This is a genomic window from Kiloniellales bacterium (genome assembly GCA_030066685.1).
Classification (GTDB): Bacteria; Pseudomonadota; Alphaproteobacteria; order Kiloniellales; family JAKSBE01; genus JAKSBE01.
Window position 1 is genome coordinate 71,943 of sequence record JASJBF010000034.1, and the last position, 18,132, is coordinate 90,074.

General features: G+C 64.7%; 22 protein-coding genes, 1 tRNA gene and 1 pseudogene. 11 read left to right on the plus strand and 13 right to left on the minus strand.

Features of this window, described 5'->3' with window-relative positions; all coding sequences use genetic code 11:
• Window positions 1–3: 3 nt before the first annotated feature.
• The 5 genes from QNJ30_20040 to QNJ30_20060 form a co-directional block, all read right to left on the minus strand.
• Complete coding sequence (locus QNJ30_20040) at window positions 4–534, minus strand: tripartite tricarboxylate transporter TctB family protein (GenBank protein ID MDJ0945766.1); 531 nt, start codon at window positions 532–534, stop codon at window positions 4–6.
• A gap of 89 nt (window positions 535–623) precedes the next feature.
• A complete protein-coding gene (locus tag QNJ30_20045) occupies window positions 624–1,574 on the minus strand; it encodes a tripartite tricarboxylate transporter substrate binding protein (GenBank protein MDJ0945767.1) in 951 nt (316 codons plus the stop codon).
• 239 nt (window positions 1,575–1,813) lie between these two features.
• Window positions 1,814–2,368, minus strand: a complete 555-nt coding sequence (locus QNJ30_20050) for an isocitrate lyase/phosphoenolpyruvate mutase family protein (GenBank protein ID MDJ0945768.1) — start codon at window positions 2,366–2,368, stop codon at window positions 1,814–1,816.
• A 66-nt stretch (window positions 2,369–2,434) separates the two neighbouring features.
• Window positions 2,435–3,001: a GNAT family N-acetyltransferase gene (locus QNJ30_20055; protein ID MDJ0945769.1), complete on the minus strand. Its 567-nt coding sequence runs from the start codon at window positions 2,999–3,001 to the stop codon at window positions 2,435–2,437.
• 391 nt (window positions 3,002–3,392) lie between these two features.
• The gene (locus tag QNJ30_20060) at window positions 3,393–3,587 is read right to left on the minus strand and encodes a hypothetical protein (protein ID MDJ0945770.1); all 195 of its coding nucleotides are present in this window, start codon (window positions 3,585–3,587) and stop codon (window positions 3,393–3,395) included.
• Between the two features lie 840 nt (window positions 3,588–4,427).
• Between QNJ30_20060 and QNJ30_20065 the strand changes: the two genes are divergently transcribed.
• The 5 genes and pseudogenes from QNJ30_20065 to QNJ30_20085 all read left to right on the plus strand — a co-directional run bounded on the left by QNJ30_20065 (window position 4,428) and on the right by QNJ30_20085 (window position 8,423).
• Window positions 4,428–4,880, plus strand: a complete 453-nt coding sequence (locus QNJ30_20065) for a (2Fe-2S)-binding protein (GenBank protein MDJ0945771.1) — start codon at window positions 4,428–4,430, stop codon at window positions 4,878–4,880.
• 2 nt (window positions 4,881–4,882) lie between these two features.
• Window positions 4,883–7,099, plus strand: coding sequence for a molybdopterin-dependent oxidoreductase (locus QNJ30_20070; protein MDJ0945772.1), 2,217 nt, complete (start codon window positions 4,883–4,885; stop codon window positions 7,097–7,099).
• Window positions 7,100–7,372: 273 nt separating this feature from the next.
• Window positions 7,373–7,879 (plus strand): annotated as a pseudogene (gene wrbA / locus QNJ30_20075) (NAD(P)H:quinone oxidoreductase).
• A gap of 88 nt (window positions 7,880–7,967) precedes the next feature.
• Window positions 7,968–8,270, plus strand: coding sequence for a tyrosine-type recombinase/integrase (locus QNJ30_20080; protein ID MDJ0945773.1), 303 nt, complete (start codon window positions 7,968–7,970; stop codon window positions 8,268–8,270).
• A 63-nt stretch (window positions 8,271–8,333) separates the two neighbouring features.
• Window positions 8,334–8,423, plus strand: a tRNA-Ser gene (locus QNJ30_20085).
• A gap of 117 nt (window positions 8,424–8,540) precedes the next feature.
• On the opposite strand, the gene QNJ30_20090 is transcribed toward QNJ30_20085, so the two are convergent.
• The 6 genes from QNJ30_20090 to QNJ30_20115 form a co-directional block, all read right to left on the minus strand.
• Complete coding sequence (locus tag QNJ30_20090) at window positions 8,541–8,708, minus strand: hypothetical protein (GenBank protein MDJ0945774.1); 168 nt, start codon at window positions 8,706–8,708, stop codon at window positions 8,541–8,543.
• Between the two features lie 302 nt (window positions 8,709–9,010).
• Entirely contained in the window at window positions 9,011–9,292 is a 282-nt protein-coding gene (locus tag QNJ30_20095; protein MDJ0945775.1) for a hypothetical protein, read from the minus strand.
• A 115-nt stretch (window positions 9,293–9,407) separates the two neighbouring features.
• Window positions 9,408–10,676, minus strand: coding sequence for an NAD(P)/FAD-dependent oxidoreductase (locus QNJ30_20100; GenBank protein MDJ0945776.1), 1,269 nt, complete (start codon window positions 10,674–10,676; stop codon window positions 9,408–9,410).
• A 22-nt stretch (window positions 10,677–10,698) separates the two neighbouring features.
• Window positions 10,699–11,016, minus strand: a complete 318-nt coding sequence (locus QNJ30_20105) for a hypothetical protein (GenBank protein MDJ0945777.1) — start codon at window positions 11,014–11,016, stop codon at window positions 10,699–10,701.
• A 49-nt stretch (window positions 11,017–11,065) separates the two neighbouring features.
• Window positions 11,066–11,566, minus strand: coding sequence for a heme-binding protein (locus QNJ30_20110; GenBank protein MDJ0945778.1), 501 nt, complete (start codon window positions 11,564–11,566; stop codon window positions 11,066–11,068).
• 50 nt (window positions 11,567–11,616) lie between these two features.
• A complete protein-coding gene (locus tag QNJ30_20115) occupies window positions 11,617–11,970 on the minus strand; it encodes a hypothetical protein (protein ID MDJ0945779.1) in 354 nt (117 codons plus the stop codon).
• A gap of 180 nt (window positions 11,971–12,150) precedes the next feature.
• Between QNJ30_20115 and soxX the strand changes: the two genes are divergently transcribed.
• The 6 genes from soxX to QNJ30_20145 all read left to right on the plus strand — a co-directional run bounded on the left by soxX (window position 12,151) and on the right by QNJ30_20145 (window position 16,923).
• Complete coding sequence (gene soxX / locus QNJ30_20120) at window positions 12,151–12,615, plus strand: sulfur oxidation c-type cytochrome SoxX (protein MDJ0945780.1); 465 nt, start codon at window positions 12,151–12,153, stop codon at window positions 12,613–12,615.
• 61 nt (window positions 12,616–12,676) lie between these two features.
• Complete coding sequence (gene soxY / locus QNJ30_20125) at window positions 12,677–13,186, plus strand: thiosulfate oxidation carrier protein SoxY (protein MDJ0945781.1); 510 nt, start codon at window positions 12,677–12,679, stop codon at window positions 13,184–13,186.
• 29 nt (window positions 13,187–13,215) lie between these two features.
• Window positions 13,216–13,545 (plus strand): thiosulfate oxidation carrier complex protein SoxZ, encoded by a 330-nt coding sequence (gene soxZ, locus QNJ30_20130; GenBank protein MDJ0945782.1) that lies wholly within the window; start codon window positions 13,216–13,218, stop codon window positions 13,543–13,545.
• Window positions 13,546–13,564: 19 nt separating this feature from the next.
• Window positions 13,565–14,368 carry a sulfur oxidation c-type cytochrome SoxA gene (soxA, locus tag QNJ30_20135; GenBank protein MDJ0945783.1) on the plus strand — a complete coding sequence of 268 codons (804 nt, stop codon included), beginning with the start codon at window positions 13,565–13,567 and terminating at the stop codon, window positions 14,366–14,368.
• Between the two features lie 132 nt (window positions 14,369–14,500).
• Window positions 14,501–16,186, plus strand: a complete 1,686-nt coding sequence (gene soxB / locus QNJ30_20140; protein MDJ0945784.1) for a thiosulfohydrolase SoxB — start codon at window positions 14,501–14,503, stop codon at window positions 16,184–16,186.
• Window positions 16,183–16,923 (plus strand): cytochrome c biogenesis protein CcdA, encoded by a 741-nt coding sequence (locus QNJ30_20145; protein MDJ0945785.1) that lies wholly within the window; start codon window positions 16,183–16,185, stop codon window positions 16,921–16,923. Before soxB ends, QNJ30_20145 begins: the two co-directional genes overlap by 4 nt.
• A 10-nt stretch (window positions 16,924–16,933) precedes the next feature.
• Here QNJ30_20145 and QNJ30_20150 read toward each other — a convergent pair whose 3' ends face one another.
• Window positions 16,934–17,395 carry a DsrE family protein gene (locus QNJ30_20150; GenBank protein MDJ0945786.1) on the minus strand — a complete coding sequence of 154 codons (462 nt, stop codon included), beginning with the start codon at window positions 17,393–17,395 and terminating at the stop codon, window positions 16,934–16,936.
• A 10-nt stretch (window positions 17,396–17,405) separates the two neighbouring features.
• Window positions 17,406–18,131, minus strand: coding sequence for a hypothetical protein (locus QNJ30_20155; protein ID MDJ0945787.1), 726 nt, complete (start codon window positions 18,129–18,131; stop codon window positions 17,406–17,408).
• Window position 18,132 lies beyond the last annotated feature (1 nt).

Sequence of the window (18,132 nt, forward strand, 5' to 3'; positions counted from 1 at the left end):
GACCTATCGGACGGTGATGCCGAAGAGGCCGGGCTCGAAGTAGACCCGCAAGACTACGGCGAAGATGTAGGTGACAGCTGCGGTGAAGGCGATCGCATAGAGCAGCAGCAGCCACCAGCGGCGCTCGCCCCAGAGGGCCGGAAGCACGAGGCTGGAGACCAGGATGGTGAGGATGGTTCCAAGGCTCTCGGCCAAGGCCAGGATCACCACCAGCAAGCCGATCGTCGCCCAGGTGGTGAACCCGATCGGCGCCCCTCGCGCCTTCCGGATCAGTGGGTGCCGCTTTCGCTCTAGCAGATGCTCGAAGGGCAGGGTCAAGGCCAGGGCGCCGATGATCACCAACAGCATTTGCGGGAACTCGGCCGGCAGCACGTTGTCGCCCAGGAAGAGGGCTGGCTGCTCGAAACCCGTCGTCACGTAGTAGAGCGCGCCGCAAATCAGGATCAGCACCAGCGCAAGGATAGCGTCGATACGGTCGACCAAGCCCGACGGTCCCGGAAGCTCCGGGCTCGAGCCTTCGTCGTCGCGGGACATGACGGCCTCCTTTGCGTGACCTGGCGCACAGTCCGACCCCGGGCCTCACTGGCAACCGGCCGGCGGGGCCCGGTGACGAGCTTAGGCCTTCAGTTGCTCGACAGTTCCTTGAGGGCCTCGGCGGCCTTTGCGTATTCCGCCTTCAGCTGGGCGTCCCAGACGTCGGTCCCGGCGACCGAGGACTCGGCATCGAGGCCGGCGCTCTTGAGGTAGTTGGCGAAGGTCTCATGCTTCATGGCCTTCACCAAGGCATCCGAGAGCTTCTTGATGACCTCGGGTGGCGTGCCTTTCCTCACCGCATAGCCCCGGGTGGTCGAGGTGCTGACCTCGTGGCCGAGCTCCCAGGTGGTCGGCACGTCCGGATAGTCGGCCAGGCGCTCCTTTGCCATCACGGCCAGGGGGCGGATAGAGCCGTCCTCGATCATCGACTGCGCTTCAGAGACGTTCGGCAGGGTGGCATCGAGCTCGCCGGACACCAGGCCCTGAACCATCTGCATGCCCGAGCCCATGGCGACTGGCTTGTATTTGAAGTCAGCAACCTTGGCCAGCTGGGCCAAGCCGATGTGCTCGGTGCCGCCGATGTTGGCAACCCCCCAGTTCGAGGCCTTCTTCTTCCCAGCCGCGATCAGGTCGTCGAGGGTTTTGTGGGGACTGTCCTTACCCACCGCAATGAAGGTCGGATCGTCCATTGCCCGGGCGATGCCGATGATGTCGTCGATTTTCATCTCCGACTTGCCCTGCGCCATCGTGTAGAGATGGGTCTGGGTCAGGGCCATGATCGTGTAGCCGTCGGCGGGCTTCGAAAGCACGTAGCCCTGCGCCTTGGCGCCGGAGCCGCCGCGCTTGGAGACCACGAACATGTCGGTATCCAGATTCCGGCGCGAGCGGATCATCATCATGCGCGCGGTCGTGTCGGTCCCGCCGCCGTACTTCGAATGGATCACCACTTCGATCGGTTTCGATGGAAACTCGTCGGCAACAGCAGCCATAGGTGCGATGGCGACCGCGGCAGCGACTAGGATTTGTCTAAGACCGTTCATTGCCTTGCTCCCCGTTGGTTGTCTCTTTGTCCGACGCGAACCACGGTGCGCGCTGGCCTTGGAGGCTTTTTTAGAAAGGCTATAGGGGTCGACCACCAGTGGCAACAAGAGCGACGCTTGGATTTGCGCGCCCTGCCGCTTCGTCTAGGGAACTCCCAAGTCGAGGCGAAGTCGGCAGTTTCACTCCGCCGCCAGTTGCTCGACATCCAGGGCCGCGATCAGCAGAGATAACGCTTGATTCAGTCCTCGTGGCGGTCCCGGCGCGACACCGCGGCCGTCAGCTTTGCGGTCGCGAGGTCCGTGAGCGCTTTGGGCGGCGTGCCCTCCCCGAGCGCCTTCAAAGTGGCGTATACGGCCTGGACAGCCGCTGCGAAAAGCTGGTGGCCCTGCAGACGGATCCTAACCCTCTGTCCAGCGCAATAGGTCGCATCATTGAGGTCAGGACCGGCGCCGCCGATAATCATGGGCTGGCTCGTCTCAGCGGCGACTGCTTCGAGGTCCTCGCGCGATTTCAGTCCGACAAGGAAAATCGTGTCCGTGCCGGCAGCCTTGTGCGAGCGGGCCCGTTCGATCGTATCCTTGATGCCGGCGCGCCAGGTTTCGCCGGCATCCTTCCTCTCTTGATTGCAACGGGCGCGGCACAGATCACCCGGCACAGCGTGGGCACATCGGTCGCGGGCGGAATGATCGCCGCCATGCGGATCGACATCTTCGCGGTTCCGGCAGTTTGTGTCGTCGTTCAGACAACCCATCAAACTCATCAAGCCTTGCAATTCCCACCAGCGACTTGCCATCAAGAGTCACATGGCGAATTGAGAGTGTCGGCTTCTCCGGCCCCGCTTGGGGCTCCCGTAGCGCCTTCAATAGACCGCTTTGCGATAAAGGATCGCCTCGCAGGTACAACCGTTGTGGCGATGTATGCAACTAAAGACTCCTTGGTCGCAGCTCTCCTTGAAGTAGGTCGGGAGCTTGGCCCATTGTTCAAAGCCAAGCCTGTCCATGATAGCGTCGACGCTCGCTTCAACAGGTCCCCTCTTGAAGGTGACGATCAGCTTGTCGGCCCCCAGGCCCACAATGCCATCGTGAACGGCGCGAAGTAGCTTTGTTCCAATGCCCTTTGCGCGGTACTCGGCGGCAACAGCCACCGATTGGACGACACCCAACACGCCCTGCGCATCGGCGGCTTTCAGATCTTCCGGGATATCCTTGATCCTTTGCTCCAGAAACCCCTGGAGGCCACCCTGCGGCAGTACTCTTCCGTAGACAAACCCAATGACTTCTTCGTCTGGCGAGATGCAAACCAGGAAGCAAGAGTCAGTGGCCTGAGGTATCTCTGAAGCACTCCTGAAGTATCCAGCACCAAAGATCCGTTCTGCCAGTCCATCTATCTTGGCCTGCCACCGCGGCGTGTAAGCTTCAATGCGCATTGTCGGCTTCCAGGGCCGTCCCGCCGCCCGTCGAGAGTGAGAGAGGCTACGGCCACGATCCTCAGTTCCCCTGCAGGATAGCACACCAGCGAAACCAGCGCGTGGCACCATCCCTTGGGCGGGGGACCGTCCTAACGGAGGCCGATATACCGGCTTATGTGCATAATGAATGAAACTGCGAACCTCGGGAAGTGGTTGACTGCGCAATTGCTTCAGATGCACGCGTTCGCAGCATGGCTGTCTATTGCGGTCACGAGGACGACGTGCACCCAATTCTGCAACGGCACTACGGTTGCCGGGTCTAGATGCTTTGGAGCGACCAGCCTTAGGGCCGCCCGTCCGTCTCGATCCGGGTTGGCCTCTGAAGTCGACAGGCGAGCGAGCGTCGGACCTAGCGAGAGCCGGACTGGGCCGCCCGGCTGCGCAGCCGGCGCCAGAGCATCTCGGCCACGTGCGCTTCGGCTGAGGCATGGCCGAAACGTGCCAAGCAGTCGTAATAGTCGCGCTCGGCCTGCAGTGCCGGATCCGGTGATCCGGTGGAAGCGGGCGCCTTGCGGCCAAGGCTCAGTTTGGTTACCTCGGTCATCGATCTGCTCCCATAGTTGTCCGCTCCGGTATTCGTCCGCGCAGTCCCGACCAACGTCAAAGGTTAGGACATGGCCCCGGCCAGCCCCGGCGCCCAATCGGCCTTCCGGCGGCTTGTCATCGGATTGTCCTATCGGCAGGGTCCGGGAGAGTCTGATAGACAGCTCCTATCAGAACCGGCAGTGCTTCGGATTAGACCAATCATGCCCCACACGCCATCTCGCCTGCTATGCCGTGACGTCCGGCGTCGACGGCGAAACAAGTAGGCGGTGGTCCTGCCGCTTTAACCGGCTTCAGACGTCAAATTCGAGATGTCGACGCTGCGGGCCTTTTGAGAAGGGGTGCAGCAAATGTCGAGGAAGCGGCTGTCGGTCGAGCAGATCATCAATCATCTTCGAGAAGCCGGATTGATCTTGGCTCAAAGACAGACTGTCGGCGCGATCGGTCGTTGCATAGGAGTATCGGAGCGGAATAGCCAACGTTAGCGTCAGGAATACGGTGGGCGCAGAGTCGATCAGGCCAAGCGACTGAAGGAGCCCGAGCAGGAGTACATCCGCTTCGAGCCTGCGGTCGCTGATCTGATTCTGGATGCACTGATCCTGAAAGAGGCGGCTGCGGAAAACTGGTAGGCCCCAAGCGTCGCCAGCGATCTGTCCGGCATGTTGAGCGTTTTCACCAGGTTTGCGAGCGCCGGGCCTGCCGGATGATCATCCGGGTGCACCATGGCCAGAGCTCGAAGGTCTTCGGCGGATTTGCGAATGATAGCCAACCCTTCCTATCTATCGATGTGGGCAGACGTGTCCGGCAACCGCTTGGGCGCCAGCAGCATGAGAGGCAAGACATGGTCGAACTCACTGTGAACGGAAAGAAGGTCCAGGCGGATGGCCAGGACGACACCCGGCTCCTGTTCTTTCTGCGGGATGAACTCGGCTTGACCGGAACCAAATTCGGTTGCGGCGTCGGCTCGTGCGGAGCTTGCACGGTGCATGTCGACGGCGTGGCGACCTATGCCTGTCAAACCTACACGAGCGACCTAGAGGGCGCTGAGGTGACGACCATCGAAGGGCTCTCGTCCACCGGGGATCATCCGCTGCAAAGGGCATGGGTGGCCGAACAGGTGCCGCAATGCGGATACTGCCAGTCCGGACAGATCATGCGCGCCGCCGACTTGCTGGCTCAAAACCCGGATCCGAGCCGCGAGGAAATCCGTGAGCATATGAGCGCCAACCTCTGCCGCTGCGGAACGTATGCCCGGATCACCTTGGCCGTCCAACGCGCCGCGAAGGAGGCTTGATCATGGGCACGATCGACAACATCCAGGCTGGTACTATGACCCGCCGCAGCTTCCTCGGATTTAGCGGCGCGCTGGTCTTCGCCATCGGAGCCGGCGGGCTCGAGCACGTGGCCCGCGCCGACGATCGGCTTAGCGAGATCTCCCCGAACGCGTGGCTCCGCATCGCGCGCGACGGCAAGATCACCATCATCTTTCCGCTGACGGAAATGGGACAGGGGAGCTCGACGTCTCTGCCGATGATCCTGGCTGAGGAACTTGACGCCGCCTGGGACGACGTTGTGGTTGAACAGCTCGACCGGGACGACCGCACCTACGGAAACCCGCTGTTCGGTAACGTCCTCTACACTGCCGGAAGCACGGGCGTGCGCGCTTACTTCACGCCGCTGCGTTTGGCCGGCGCCCAGGCACGACGTATGCTGATTGAGACGGCTGCACGGCATTGGTCGGTCGATCCCTCGGAGCTTGAGACCGAGCCGAGCCTGGTCCGTCATCCGGCATCGAACCGCACGATCAGCTACGGCGATTTGGTCGATCTCTGGGATGCATCGGTCCAGATCCCCGAGGTGACGGAAGCCGATCTGAAATCGCCCGCAGACTTTCGCTATATCGGCTCGGACGCCCCGCGCCGCGATAGCTTTGCGAAGTCCACGGGAGCGCAAACCTACGCGATCGATGTGACCGTGCCGGATATGCTGTTCGCGGCTGTCTTGCGCGCCCCGGTCGAGGGCGAAAGTCCTTTGAGCCTTGGAGACGAGGCGGCGCGCAGGTCTACAGGTGTGGTAGATGTGGTGATCCTGCCCGATGGTGTGGCCGTCGTGGCGGATACCTACGAGCATGCGCTCGCCGCGCGAGATCTTCTTGACGTGACCTGGTCCGAGACCTCGCCCGCCCGAGCCTTCGACAGCGAGGCCGACCTCGCAGCCTATGCTGCCGCCGCGCAGGATCTGGCACAAACCGCTGCGGTCTGGTCGGAGAAGGGCGATGCGCCGGCCGCCATTGCCGGCTCGGATCGCCAGGTAGAACGGGTCTATCTCTCGGACTATGCCTATCACGCCCAGATCGAACCCATGGCCGCCGTTGCCTCCGTCGACCCCGACGGCAAGGGCGCTGAGGTCTGGGCCGGGACCCAAAGCCAGACGCTGACCACTCTGACGGTGACCAAGGTCCTGGACACGACACCGGATCGCGTGCGCCTCAATATGATGACTATGGGCGGCGGGTTTGGGCGCCGCACCGCGCTGATGCAGGAATACGTGCGCGACGCGCTGCTGGCCTCAAAGGCGACGGGCCGCCCGGTCAAGGTGGTTTGGACCCGCGAGGACGATGTGAAAACCGGCGCACTTCGCCCAGCGGCCGCGCAGCATTTGAGCGCTGGAGTCACCGGGGATGGTCGGGTCAGCGGCTGGCGCCATCGGGTCGCCGCGCCGTCGGTCATCGCCTTCTTCAATCCGGTTCGTTGGGAGCAGGTGAAACCGAAGGACATCATCACCATGAAGGGGTCGGACAATCCCTTCTATGACCTTCCCGATCTTCTTGCCGAACATGTCGTGACTCAACGGGGCGCCAGGCTGAGCCCGTGGCGCGGGATCGGTGCCTCCTACACGACCTTCGCAGCCGAAGCCTTTCTGGACGAGGTCGCGCATGAAGCGGGCCAGGACCCGGTTGAGTTGCGCCGGACACTTCTGGCCGACAACATCCGCGGCCAGAAGGTCCTGTCGCGCGTTCTGGAGATGTCGGACTGGGCCCGCAAGCGGGACGGCACGGCGCTTGGGCTGGCGCTTGGCCACTACGGGCCAAGCCAGGGTGCGCTGGTCGTCGAGGTAGGAGTCGACGCGGACAGTGGGCTGATCTCGGTGACAAACGCATGGGGTGCCTTCGACGCGGGCCTGATCGTAGCCCCCAACAATGCGCTCAACCAGTTGGAGGGCGGCATCGTCTACGGGCTCAGCAGCGCGTTGAAGGAACGCGTCACTATCTCGTCCGGCGAGATCGAACAGTCGAATTTCTACGACTACGAGATCCTTCGGGCCAACGCAGTGCCAGAGATGTCCGTTGAGCTTCTGGAGGTTGACGCGCCGCCGACAGGCATTGGCGAGCTCTCGACACCGATGGTGGCCCCGGCCATCGCCAATGGCTTCTTCGCGCTGACCGGGCGGCGTCTGCGGCACATGCCCTTCACGCCGGACCGGGTGCTGGAGGCGCTGGAAGCACCCGTCTGACCACGGTCAGAATGCTGCCGACCCGGCGGGCCGGGTCAACCGATTGCAGGCGATGCGTCAAGTTGACGTACCGCATGTCGCGCTTGCGGGCTGGCCGCATGGAGACGCAGATGGATCTGAAGTGGATATCCTCCCTCATTGCGCCCACCTGCCTTGGATCGAATGTCCGCTCTGTCCGCCTTGCGGACGAACCGCCGCCGAGGGTGATGACGTGGTGCCCCCGAACCGCTTCCTTGCAGGCCGATCTCTAGGCCCCGTACTGCGGAGACAGCCATGACCAAGATTCTCGTTCTCTACTACTCGTCCTACGGTCACGTTGAACGGATGGCAAGCGCTGTTGCAGAGGGCGCGTCCGAAATCGACGGCGTGAACGTCGTCGTCAAACGCGTGCCTGAGCTCGTCCCCGAAGAGGTCGCCCGCAAAAGCGACTTCAAGCTCGACCAAGCGGCGCCGATCGCCAGTCCTGGCAAGTTGGCTGACTATGACGGCATTATCTTCGGAACGCCGACGCGGTTCGGAAACATGTCATCGCAAATGCGCAACTTTCTCGACCAAGCCGGCGGACTTTGGGCGGCGGGGAAGCTCATCGGCAAGGTCGGTTCGGTATTCACCTCGACCGGCACCGGTGGCGGCAATGAAACAACGATCACTTCGTTTTGGCATACGCTGGCTCACCAAGGCATGGTCATCCTCGGCCTTCCCTATGCGAGTCCCGAGTTGTCCGATATCAGCGCGGTGCGTGGCGGGTCCCCCTACGGCGCCGCAACGATCGCAGGCGGGACAGCGCTCACTCTCCCTGGCGCCCATCGCAAGCCACGTCCTGCGCCAGCACCGGGCGGAGGTCCTGGAGCAGCGGATCAAGCTCGGCATGGGCAAGCTGCCGGAGGCGGCCCTGGTTTTCTCGAACATCGAGGGGGCCCCGATCCGGCCTGACAAGCTCAGCCGCGATTGGGCGAACCTGGTTCGGTCCAGAAAGCTGCCTCTGGTGTCTTTTCACGCCCTGCGGCATACCAATGTTTCCCTGCTTGTGGACGGCGGCCTGGACGTGTATCAGGTCTCCCGCCGGATTGGCCACAGCAGCGCCAGCTTAACGTTGAAGACCGATACCCACCTGTTCCGCAGCAAGGAAGCGGAGGCCGCAGAGGCGATCGAAGCGGCTCTCGGGAACTGACCGGTCCCATTCGGGTACTAACGGGCGGGTCGGCGAGACGTCAAGTGATTGAAATCTCTACGCGGAGGGGTGCCGGAGTGGTCGAACGGGGCGGTCTCGAAAACCGTTGTACGCTTGCGCGTACCGTGGGTTCGAATCCCACCCCCTCCGCCAGAAATATCAATAACTTAGCTATAGAGAAACGGTCCCGAATCGGGGCCGAACAAAGGGAGAATTCCGACTTTTTGCAAGTCGGAATTCCGACTTCCGTTCGCAAAACGTTCTAAAAGGCTACCCGGCCTCGCCTTTGGGGAAGCACTCGATCACGCCCTTGGCGTCGGGGAATTTGACCCGAATCACGTCGCGCGCATGGTTGCAGGCGGCCTCGGTGTCGGACTCCGCGACCAGCTGATCTGGGGTTTGCATACCGGCGAGCAAGACGATCAGGATCCACTTCATCCATCAAAGATGATCCTTGCTGCCTTCGTGCCTCAAGGCGCTTCTTGAAAGCGGCGGCCGCCTGGCCGCGGCTGGGCAGCCAGTAGTGCTTCATGATCATGTCGACCGTCGCCGGGCTGTGACCCGTCACGGTGGCGATCTCGAGCGTGCTGCAGCCGGCCTCGGCGAGCCGGAGCACAGCGGTGTGGCGGAGGCGCGAGAACCACAGCGCCGTGAAGGGCTCGCGCTTGTCCGGATCGAAGGGCACCGAGACCGTCTTCATGGTCTTGGGCGCGGCCGCGCGGATCTCGCCGAAGATGCTGTTAAAGGTGTCCCCCCTTGTAGGGCCGGCCGGTCGACTCGTCGATCAGGATCGCGGTCCCGGCCAGGCCGCGCTCCGCCTGGCGGGCATACTCGGCCTCGAGGCGCTCGACCAGTTGGGGGACATGGTCGACGGGCAACACGACCCGGGCCCCGGTCTTGCCTTGCTGGAAGTGGAAGCCGCCGTCCCGGCAGATCTTCCGCGACAGGCCGAGCAGAACCGCCTTGCGCTGGCCGAACCACTCGTTGAGCGTGAAGGCCGTGCCGATCGAGTGCCGCCCCACAGAGATCGTTCTCTTCCAACTGATGTGGCGGTGGCGGTTCAATCCTTACGTTGGCGGCACGCATCGACGTCCCATCGGCGCCCAGAATTCCGACGTAATCGGTCCGCCGTCCCAATCATCCGAAGATGTCGTTGGTGATGCCGGCGTACCAGCCGTCGGCCTCCAGCTTGGTCTGCTGGCGAATTTCTGCGTCTTCACCGACCTCGCTGATGAAGCCGTCGATCTTGGCGATCTTCTCCTCGGTCGCCTCGTAGTTGGCCCCAACCTTGACCGCGTCCTCGGCCGCCACCGTGCTCCAGCAGGTGTTGCGGAACCTCGGCGGGAACTTCTTTGATCCGGTCAGCTCGTGGCGAATAGCCATGGCCGCGACTTTGGCCTGGCTGTTGGCCGAGAAGGCTGACTTGGGCATGTCGCCGGGGATGCAGGCATCGCCCACGACGTAGACCCCCGGCACCGTACGCGAGGCCATGGACTCGGGCACCACCGGGCACCAGCCGCTGTCGTCGGTCAGGCCAGCGAGCCGGGCAATCGCGCCGGCCTGCTGCGCCGGGATGACGTTGGCGACACCGGCCTTGTGCTTTTCGCCGCCGGCGATCAGCGTCATGGTCGCGGCGTCGACGGTCTCGACCTTGCCGCCGAATTCCTCGGGCACCCACTCGATCATGCCCTCGTAGTAGTTCTCCCAGGCCTCCTGGAAGAGCGCCTGCTTGGAGTGCTTGTTCTTGGCGTCCAGGATCAGGATCTTCGACTTCGGCTTGGCCTGCTTGAAGTAGTGGGCGACAAGGCTGACCCGCTCGTAGGGGCCAGGCGGGCAGCGGTAGGGATTGGGCGGAGCCGCCATGACGAAAAGGCCGCCGTCCGCCATGGCCTCGAGTTGCTTGCGCAGGATCTGGGTCTGCTGCCCGGCCTTCCAGCTGTGGGGCATGACCAGCGAGGCAGCCTCGCTGTAGCCCTCGATCGAATCGTAGACGATATCGATTCCGGGGGCGACCGCCAGGGCGTCGTAGGCGAGCTTGCCGCCGTCCTGCAGGGCAACCGTCTTGGCGGTGGTGTCGACGTCGACGGCGCGGTCGAAGACCAGCTTGATGCCGTAGTTTTGCGAGAGCTTCGCGTAGCCATGGGTGATGCTGTCGAAGCTGCGCATCCCGCCGAGATAGAGGTTGCTGTAGAAGCAGGTCGTATAGAGCGGATTCTCTTGGACCAGGGTGACATCGAGCGCGCCCTTGCTGTCGCGCGCTGCGTACTTGGCCAATGTGGCGCCGGCGGCGCCGCCGCCGATCACGACCAGCCGGCCCTTGCTCTGGGCGCGCAGCAGCGAGGGTGCGGCGACCGCCGTGGCCAGGGCGCCCAGGCCCTTTCCGAAGCTCCGTCGTGTCAGTTTCATGATCTTCCCTCCCGAGGCTATTTCATTGCTGGCGCTGAGCGGCGTAGTAGGTCGCCAGCGCGGTGATCTCTTCGTCGGTGAGCGCGTTGGCGACGCTCACCATGGCCGGGTTGTCCCGACGGCCCGACTTGTACTCCCGCATCGCGATGATGAAGTAGTCCTTCGGCAGGTGCCCGAGGGGCGGAATGCCGCCCTCGAAGGCGTCGAGCCGATGGCAAGTCGAGCATTGCGAGGAGAGGTATTCGCCGTACTCCAAGAGCTCGTCGCCCAAGGCGCCTTGCGGCAAGGCCAGCAGCAAGGCGAAGGACGACGCAGCGAGCAGGCGCTGCGGCAAGTTCATCGCTGGACCCTCCCGGTTTCGAATTGCGGAAAGTCTCTCTCTGGTGCGGTTACAGCGGCAGGCGGTCCTCGATCGCCGCGATCCCGGCCAGGGCGCAGTCGTGGTCCTCTTCGCCGCCGGGGGCGCCGGAGACGCCGACCGCGCCGACCATCTGGCCTCCGACAGAAACCACCACGCCGCCGCCCAGCATCAGGGCGTTGGTGATGTCCCGGGCGCCGGACTGCGGCATGCCGCCCTTGGTGGCGGGCACCAGTTCCTGGGTGTCGCTGCGAAAGCTCACGGCGGTCCAGGCCTTGCGGGTCGCGGTGTCCGGCGTGTGCGGTCCGGCGAAGCGGTCGCGGACCAGGGCCTGCGGCACGCCGAAGCGGTCGACGACCGCGACCGCGACCTGGAAACCCTTCTCGTTGCAGGCCTTCATCACGGACTGCGCGAGCTCGACCGCGAGCTGCGGCGCCAGCACCTGGAAGGTCACCAAGGGCTCTTCGTCCGCGGTGGCCGGTCCCGCGAGCACGCCAAGGATCACGCCGATTGTAGCAAGCCTTTTCAGCATCTCTGCCCCTCTCCCGTTCTCGGGTCTTCGTGAGTTCTCATTTGCCTGCGTCAGCCCTCCGGGCTGCGGCCGAGCCGCGCCAGCAGGTCGCTCAGCATCGGCCAGAAGAAATCTTCGCCGGGATAGCCGACGATGCGGCCGACCTCCGCGCCCTCCGCGAAGAGGACGAAGGTCGGGCTGAAGACCACCGCATCGACCGCCTCCAAGTCCCTCGGCCTGGGCGCGGTCATGTCGACCCGGCGCAGCGGCGCCCGGCGGCCCTCGGCCGTCTTGTCGTAGACGATGCCGATCTCGGCCCGCCAAGCCGCGCACCAGGGGCAGCCCGGCTCCTCGAACATCAGGAGCTCCGCCGCTCTCGGCACCCCCGGAAAGATCAGGAACAGCGCGAGAACCGCGGGCAGCATCAAGCCCGTCTCCCAGCGCCGCGGTCCCGATGTTTTCTCGCTTCGCCCCTTGAACATCACCACTCACATTCAAACTTGATATATTGTCTAAAACGAATACGATTGTCGCAAGAAAATTATAGGCGGGATGCCCAGTGTTTTTCGGCACGGCTCCTCGCAGAGGCGAAGCAGGAGGAAGACTTGACCACCAGGACCATCGCGTCCCTTGCGGCACTCTTCGTGTCCCTGGGGTTCTGCATGACGGCAAGCCTGGCTGACGAGCTGGTGGCTTATAAGGTCGTCGACGATTCGATGATCGAAGCGTCGTTGACCGGAAAGTCCGGCGATCCGAAGCAGGGCCGCAAGGTCGCCATCGACCGCAAGCTCGGCAACTGCCTGGCCTGCCACAGCCTGCCGATCCCCGAGCAGCAGTTTCACGGCGAGACCGGCCCCGACCTGGCCGGCGTTGGCAGTCGTCTGACCCCGGGCGAGCTCAGGCTGCGTGTCGTCGATCCCAAGGTCGTCAACCCGGAGACCATGATGCCCGCCTTCTACAGGGTCAAAGGCTTGAACCGGGTGATGAAGGACTTCGCTGGCAAGCCGATCCTGACCGCCGAGCAGGTCGAGGACGTCGTCGCCTATCTCGTGACCCTGAAGGAAGACTAGGCGCCTGCGGCCGCGACGCGGAACGGGCGCTCGGATGCCAGCCAAACGGCAGGAGAACGGAATGACAAGCCAGACAGGACCGAACCAAACGCGCGCGACGGGCTGGACCCGGCGCCGGTTCATCATCACCGTCGGCGCGGCCTCGGCGGCCGCAGCCGGCTTGAACGCGCTGACCGCCGGCCTTGCCTGGAGCGCCGAAGAGGCCAAGACCACCGAGGAGGAGATTAAACGCCTGGTCGGCGGCAAGGAGCTCGCCGACGGCGCCAAGATCATCTCGATGGACCTGCCGCAGATCGCCGAGAACGGCAACACCGTGCCGCTCGAGATCGCGGTCGAGAGCCCGATGACCGAGGCGGACCATGTCACCGCAGTCCACATCGTCGCCGACGGGAACCCGCGCCCCGGGGTGGCGAGCTTCCACTTCACGCCCCTCAGCGGGCGCGCCCAGGCCTCGACGCGGATGCGCCTCGCCAAGACCCAGAACGTCATCGCCATCGCCGAGACGTCCGACGGCAAGGCCTACATGACCAAGGCCGAGGTCAAGGTGACCATCGGCGGCTGCGGCGGCTGACCGCGGCAAGCGACGGGAGCACAGCAAACATGGCGACACCCAAGCCCCGGGTCCGCGCACCCAAGAAGGCCTCCAAGGGCGAGGTGATCGAGATCAAGACCCTGATCTCTCACCCCATGGAGTCCGGCCAGCGCAAGGACCGCAAGACCGGGGAGATCATCCCCCGGAAGATCATCAACAGCTTCACCTGCACCTACAACGGACAGGAAGTCTTCAAGGCCGACTTCCATCCGGCCATCTCGGCCAACCCTTACATGTCCTTCTTCGTGAAGGTCGAGGAGAGCGGCGAGTTCGAGTTTACCTGGGTCGACGATGACGGCTCGACCTATTCGAAGAAAAGCAAGCTGACGGTCAACTGACCGCGAAAGGGGGAGGAGGATGCGCAGACTGGGACTGGCCCTGCTTTGCGGCGGGGCGGTGAGCCTGGCCTTCGCCGGGGTCGCCATGACCGACGACGCGGCCGAATGGGGCCCCTACAAGGTGGGCGAAAAGCGTTCGGGCTATACCTACGCGCAGCCGGAGACCCGGGCGATCCAGGAGGACGACTTCGAGAACCCGGCCTTTCTTCTGGTCGACGCCGCCGCCGAGCTCTGGGAGACGGCCGAGGGCGAGGCCGGCAAGTCCTGCGCCGACTGCCACGACGACGTCGAGAGCCTGAAAGGTGTCGGGGCTCGCTACCCGATCTTCTACGAGCCCTGGGGCAAGCTCATGAACGTCGAGCAGCGCATCAACCAGTGCCGCACCGAGAACATGAAGGCCGAGCCCTGGAAGTACGAGTCAGATGCGCTGCTGGGCATGACCATGCTGGTCAAGTCGCAGTCGCGCGGCATGCCGATGGAAGTGGCCATCGACGGCCCGGCCGCCCCCTTCTATGAAAAGGGCAAGGCCTTCTACGAGGAACGCCGCGGCCAGCTCGACCTGGCCTGCGCGCACTGCCACGTCGACAACGCCGGGACCATGCTCCGCGCCAACCTGCTGAGTCAGGGGCAGCCGAACGGCTTCCCGACCTATCGCCTGAAGTGGCAGAAGGCCGGTTCGCTGCATAGGCGGCTGCGCGGCTGCAACAAGCAGGTTCGGGCGACGCCCTTCAAGGCGGGATCGGACGAATACGTGAACCTGGAGCTCTACATTTCACACCGGGCCAACGGCCTCCCTGTTGAAACTCCGGCGGTCCGCAACTGAACGGTCTGCTGTCCGGTCGCCGTCCCCGACTTGGGACCGCCTCTTCGAGGACGGCGGCCGTTTTCTTAGCTCCGCTCTCCGTCCCGCCTCGGCGCCGCGCCGCGGGCCAGAGCCATAGGATGCCGAGCCACCATGTTCAGCCGACGTGACTTCCTGATCCTGGCCGCGACCACCGCGGCGTTGACGGGGGCCAAGGGCCGCCTGGCCCGGGTTGCCGCCCAGCAGGCGATTACCCAGGAGGATCTGCTGTCCTTCGACTCCCTGGGCCAAGTCACGCTTCTGCATTTCACCGACCTTCACGCCCAGCTCCGGCCGATCTACTTTCGCGAGCCCTCGGTCAACCTGGGGGTCGGCGAGGTCAAGGGCTTGCCGCCGCACGTCACCGGCCAGAGCTTCCTAGAAGCCCACGGCATCGCTGCCAAGTCTGCCGAGGCCTACATGCTGACCGACCAGGACTTCGAAGCCCTGGCCCGCAGCTACGGCCGAGTCGGCGGCCTCGATCGCATGGCCAGCCTGGTCAAAGCGATCCGGGCAGCGCGGCCGGACAAGACCCTGCTGCTCGACGGCGGCGACACCTGGCAGGGCTCCTACACCTCGCTGGTCACGGACGGCGCCGACATGGTCAAGGCCATGAACGCCCTGGGCGTCGAAGCCATGACCGCGCACTGGGAGTTCACCTACGGCAGCGATCGGGTCCAGGAGCTGATCGAGGAGCTGGCCTTCCCCTTCCTGGCGGGCAACGTCGTCGACACGGACTGGGAGGAGCCGGTCTTCTCTCCGACTCAGTTCTTCGAGCGCGGCGGCATCAAGGTCGCGGTGATCGGCCAAGCCTTCCCCTACACGCCGGTGGCCAACCCACGCTACAAGATCCCGACCTGGTCCTTCGGCATCCGCGAGAAGGAAGTCCAGGGCCACGTCGAGAACGCCCGCGCCGAGGGCGCCGAATTGGTGGTCCTTCTCAGCCACAACGGCTTTGACGTTGACCGCAAGCTGGCCGGCCGGGTCGAGGGCATAGACGTAGTTCTGACCGGCCACACCCACGACGCACTGCCTCGGGTGGAGACCGTCGGCAAGACCCTGCTGGTCGCCTCGGGCAGCCACGGCAAGTTCCTGTCGCGCCTTGACCTCAAGGTCGAGGGCGGCCAGGTGGCCGACCACCGCTATCGCCTTATCCCGGTCCTCAGCGACGCCATCGAGCCGGACCCCGAGATGACCGCGGTGATCGAGGAGATCCGCAAGCCCCACGAGACGGAGCTGCGCCGCGTCCTGGGCCGGACCGAAAGCCTGCTCTACCGCCGCGGCAACTTCAACGGCACCTTCGACGACCTGATCTGCCAGGCCCTGCTGGAGGAGCGCGACGCCGAGATCGCGCTCTCGCCCGGCTTCCGCTGGGGCGCCTCGCTGCTGCCCGGCCAGGAGATCACGGTCGAGGACGTCTACAATATGACGGCCATCACCTATCCCAACGCCTACCGCAGCGAGATGTCCGGCCAGATGCTCAAGGACATCCTCGAGGACGTGGCCGACAACCTCTTCAACCCCGATCCCTACTACCAGCAGGGCGGCGACATGGTGCGGGTCGGAGGCCTCGCCTACACCATCGACGTCCAGAAGCCGATCGGCAGCCGGATCAGCGACATGACCCTTGCTAAGGACGGCATCCCGATCGATCCGGCGCGGAGCTACGTCGTCGCCGGCTGGGCCTCGGTCAACGAGGGCACCGAGGGCCCGCCGATCTACGACCTCGTCGCGCGCTACATCGAGAAGAAAAAGAGCGTCGTGGTGCCGGAAAACCGGAGCATCCGCGTCGTCTCATGACCGGGATGGAGGTCTCCACCCTCGCCGCGGTCGGGGCGGGGATCCTCAGCTTCCTAAGCCCCTGCGTCCTGCCGCTGGTGATTCCCTACCTGGCCTTCCTCGGCGGGGTGACTCTGCAGGAAAGCGATTCCGAGTCTTCGAGTTGGACGATCCTGCGCCGCGTCCTGCCCTCGGCGCTCGCCTTCGTGCTCGGCTTCTCCACGGTCTTTATCGCCATGGGCGCGACGGCCTCGGCACTCAGCGGTCTGATCGCGCGCTACATCCACGTCCTCGCGCCGGTTGCCGGCGTGGTGATCATCGTGCTCGGATTACACTTCCTGGGCGCCTTCCGGATCATGGCGCTGTTCCGCGAGGCCCGCTTCCACATCGAGTCGCGGCCGGCGGGATTGCTCGGCGCCTACGTGATCGGCCTGGCCTTCGCCTTCGGCTGGACCCCTTGCGTCGGGCCGATCCTGGCCGCGATCCTGATGGTCGCCGGCAGCGAGGATTCCATGACCTACGGCGCCTCGCTCCTCGGCGCCTACGCGCTTGGCCTGGGCGTCCCTTTCCTCCTCGCGGCGGTCGCCGTGCAGCCCTTCATGGCCTTCCTCAAGCGCTTCCGCCGCCATTTGGGCAAGGTCGAGAAGGCCATGGGCGGCCTGCTGGTCGCGACCGGGCTGCTCTTTGTCACCGGCTCGATGTCCGACATCGCCTACTGGCTGCTGGAGACCTTTCCCGCCCTCGGCCGCATCGGCTGACGCCCGCGGCTCAGGGATGCACGTAGGTCCAGCCGGAGAGCTGGCGCTCGACGATCTCGGCGACCCCGGCCTGGACGTAGTCGACTCCCTCGATCAGCTCCTCGGGGTTGTGCTTGGTCGCCTCCAGGGTGTTGCCGCAGCCGATGAACTGAACGTTGTACTTGAGCAGGCTCTCGACCCGCTCGCGCACCGGCGAGGTCTCCTTGTAGAGTGCGGTCATGCCCGGTCCGAAGACCACGATGGCGACCTCGACGTTGTCCATGCCGTAGAACTTCTGCATGTTGACCGCGTTGTAGAGCGTGTCGTTGATCTTGCGCGTGTCGTCGGTCGAGATCTGCAGCAGGATTTTCCGCGGCGCGTCGAAGTCCGGCGGCGGATCGGCGATCTCGGTCTCAAGCTGACCGGCGGCGAGCGGCGGCGCCGCGGCCAGGCCAAGGCCGAGCAGCAGGCCGGCAAGCAACCTTCTGGTCATATCTCCCTCCTCATCCGAACTGCAGCCAGAGCATGCGGTCGAAGGAGCGGATCTCGCGCAGGATCGAGATCACCGCCTCCCCGTCCCCGGCGTCGATCACGGCCCACATGCGTCCCAGGGACTCCAGGGTGCCGCCCATGATCCGCTTGAACTCTGGCGCCGCCGCGATATCCGCCGGCGCCTGCTCGGCGCAGCGGCGGTAGAGATAGGCGGTGACCGCGGTCTTCGCCCTGAGGTCGTTGACCTGGTCCGGCACGCCGAAATCCGGCGGCGCCTTCCGGAAGACCCAGAGCGCGTCCATGGCGGCGTTGGCCTCGTCGATGCAATCCGAGAAGACCCGCACCTGATTGCGCGCCCGCAGCGCCGCCAGCGCCGGGCGGATCGGCGCCAGCGCCTCCGCGGCCGGCTCCGCCAATCCTTCGCCGGTCGCCGAGGCCGCCTTTTCCAGGCGTGCCGCGACGTCGTCCAGCAGGCCCGGCCAGGCGTCGTCCTCCCCGAATGCGTCCGGCGGCGCCTCGCGGAACGGCAGGACCTCGGCGGTCCAGAGGGCGGCGGCCTGCTGCAGCTCGATGTTGGCCACCGCCGGGTTGCCGGTCCGCAGGTAGAAGACCGCGCCGCGGTAGTGCGTGTAGGCCTTGGCGACCGCGGCGTTGAAGCGCGCCAGTTCGCCCGCTCCGGCCGGAGCGGCGATCGCGACCATCAGGAGGCCGAGAAAGATCAAGCGTCGAGCGGACATC

What these genes read in the sequence shown, in the direction of transcription:
- QNJ30_20060 (MDJ0945770.1), bottom strand. Translation starts at nt 3,587, where the DNA reads ATGACCGAGGTAACCAAACTGAGCCTTGGCCGCAAGGCGCCCGCTTCC.
- soxB (MDJ0945784.1), top strand. Translation starts at nt 14,501, where the DNA reads ATGTTCAGCCGACGTGACTTCCTGATCCTGGCCGCGACCACCGCGGCG.
- QNJ30_20070 (MDJ0945772.1), top strand. Translation starts at nt 4,883, where the DNA reads ATGGGCACGATCGACAACATCCAGGCTGGTACTATGACCCGCCGCAGC.
- soxZ (MDJ0945782.1), top strand. Translation starts at nt 13,216, where the DNA reads ATGGCGACACCCAAGCCCCGGGTCCGCGCACCCAAGAAGGCCTCCAAG.
- QNJ30_20105 (MDJ0945777.1), bottom strand. Translation starts at nt 11,016, where the DNA reads ATGAACTTGCCGCAGCGCCTGCTCGCTGCGTCGTCCTTCGCCTTGCTG.
- QNJ30_20055 (MDJ0945769.1), bottom strand. Translation starts at nt 3,001, where the DNA reads ATGCGCATTGAAGCTTACACGCCGCGGTGGCAGGCCAAGATAGATGGA.
- QNJ30_20065 (MDJ0945771.1), top strand. Translation starts at nt 4,428, where the DNA reads ATGGTCGAACTCACTGTGAACGGAAAGAAGGTCCAGGCGGATGGCCAG.
- QNJ30_20050 (MDJ0945768.1), bottom strand. Translation starts at nt 2,368, where the DNA reads ATGGCAAGTCGCTGGTGGGAATTGCAAGGCTTGATGAGTTTGATGGGT.
- QNJ30_20090 (MDJ0945774.1), bottom strand. Translation starts at nt 8,708, where the DNA reads ATGAAGTGGATCCTGATCGTCTTGCTCGCCGGTATGCAAACCCCAGAT.
- QNJ30_20155 (MDJ0945787.1), bottom strand. Translation starts at nt 18,131, where the DNA reads ATGTCCGCTCGACGCTTGATCTTTCTCGGCCTCCTGATGGTCGCGATC.
- soxA (MDJ0945783.1), top strand. Translation starts at nt 13,565, where the DNA reads ATGCGCAGACTGGGACTGGCCCTGCTTTGCGGCGGGGCGGTGAGCCTG.
- QNJ30_20145 (MDJ0945785.1), top strand. Translation starts at nt 16,183, where the DNA reads ATGACCGGGATGGAGGTCTCCACCCTCGCCGCGGTCGGGGCGGGGATC.
- QNJ30_20040 (MDJ0945766.1), bottom strand. Translation starts at nt 534, where the DNA reads ATGTCCCGCGACGACGAAGGCTCGAGCCCGGAGCTTCCGGGACCGTCG.
- QNJ30_20115 (MDJ0945779.1), bottom strand. Translation starts at nt 11,970, where the DNA reads ATGCTGCCCGCGGTTCTCGCGCTGTTCCTGATCTTTCCGGGGGTGCCG.
- QNJ30_20080 (MDJ0945773.1), top strand. Translation starts at nt 7,968, where the DNA reads ATGGGCAAGCTGCCGGAGGCGGCCCTGGTTTTCTCGAACATCGAGGGG.
- QNJ30_20110 (MDJ0945778.1), bottom strand. Translation starts at nt 11,566, where the DNA reads ATGCTGAAAAGGCTTGCTACAATCGGCGTGATCCTTGGCGTGCTCGCG.
- QNJ30_20150 (MDJ0945786.1), bottom strand. Translation starts at nt 17,395, where the DNA reads ATGACCAGAAGGTTGCTTGCCGGCCTGCTGCTCGGCCTTGGCCTGGCC.
- QNJ30_20100 (MDJ0945776.1), bottom strand. Translation starts at nt 10,676, where the DNA reads ATGAAACTGACACGACGGAGCTTCGGAAAGGGCCTGGGCGCCCTGGCC.
- soxY (MDJ0945781.1), top strand. Translation starts at nt 12,677, where the DNA reads ATGACAAGCCAGACAGGACCGAACCAAACGCGCGCGACGGGCTGGACC.
- QNJ30_20045 (MDJ0945767.1), bottom strand. Translation starts at nt 1,574, where the DNA reads ATGAACGGTCTTAGACAAATCCTAGTCGCTGCCGCGGTCGCCATCGCA.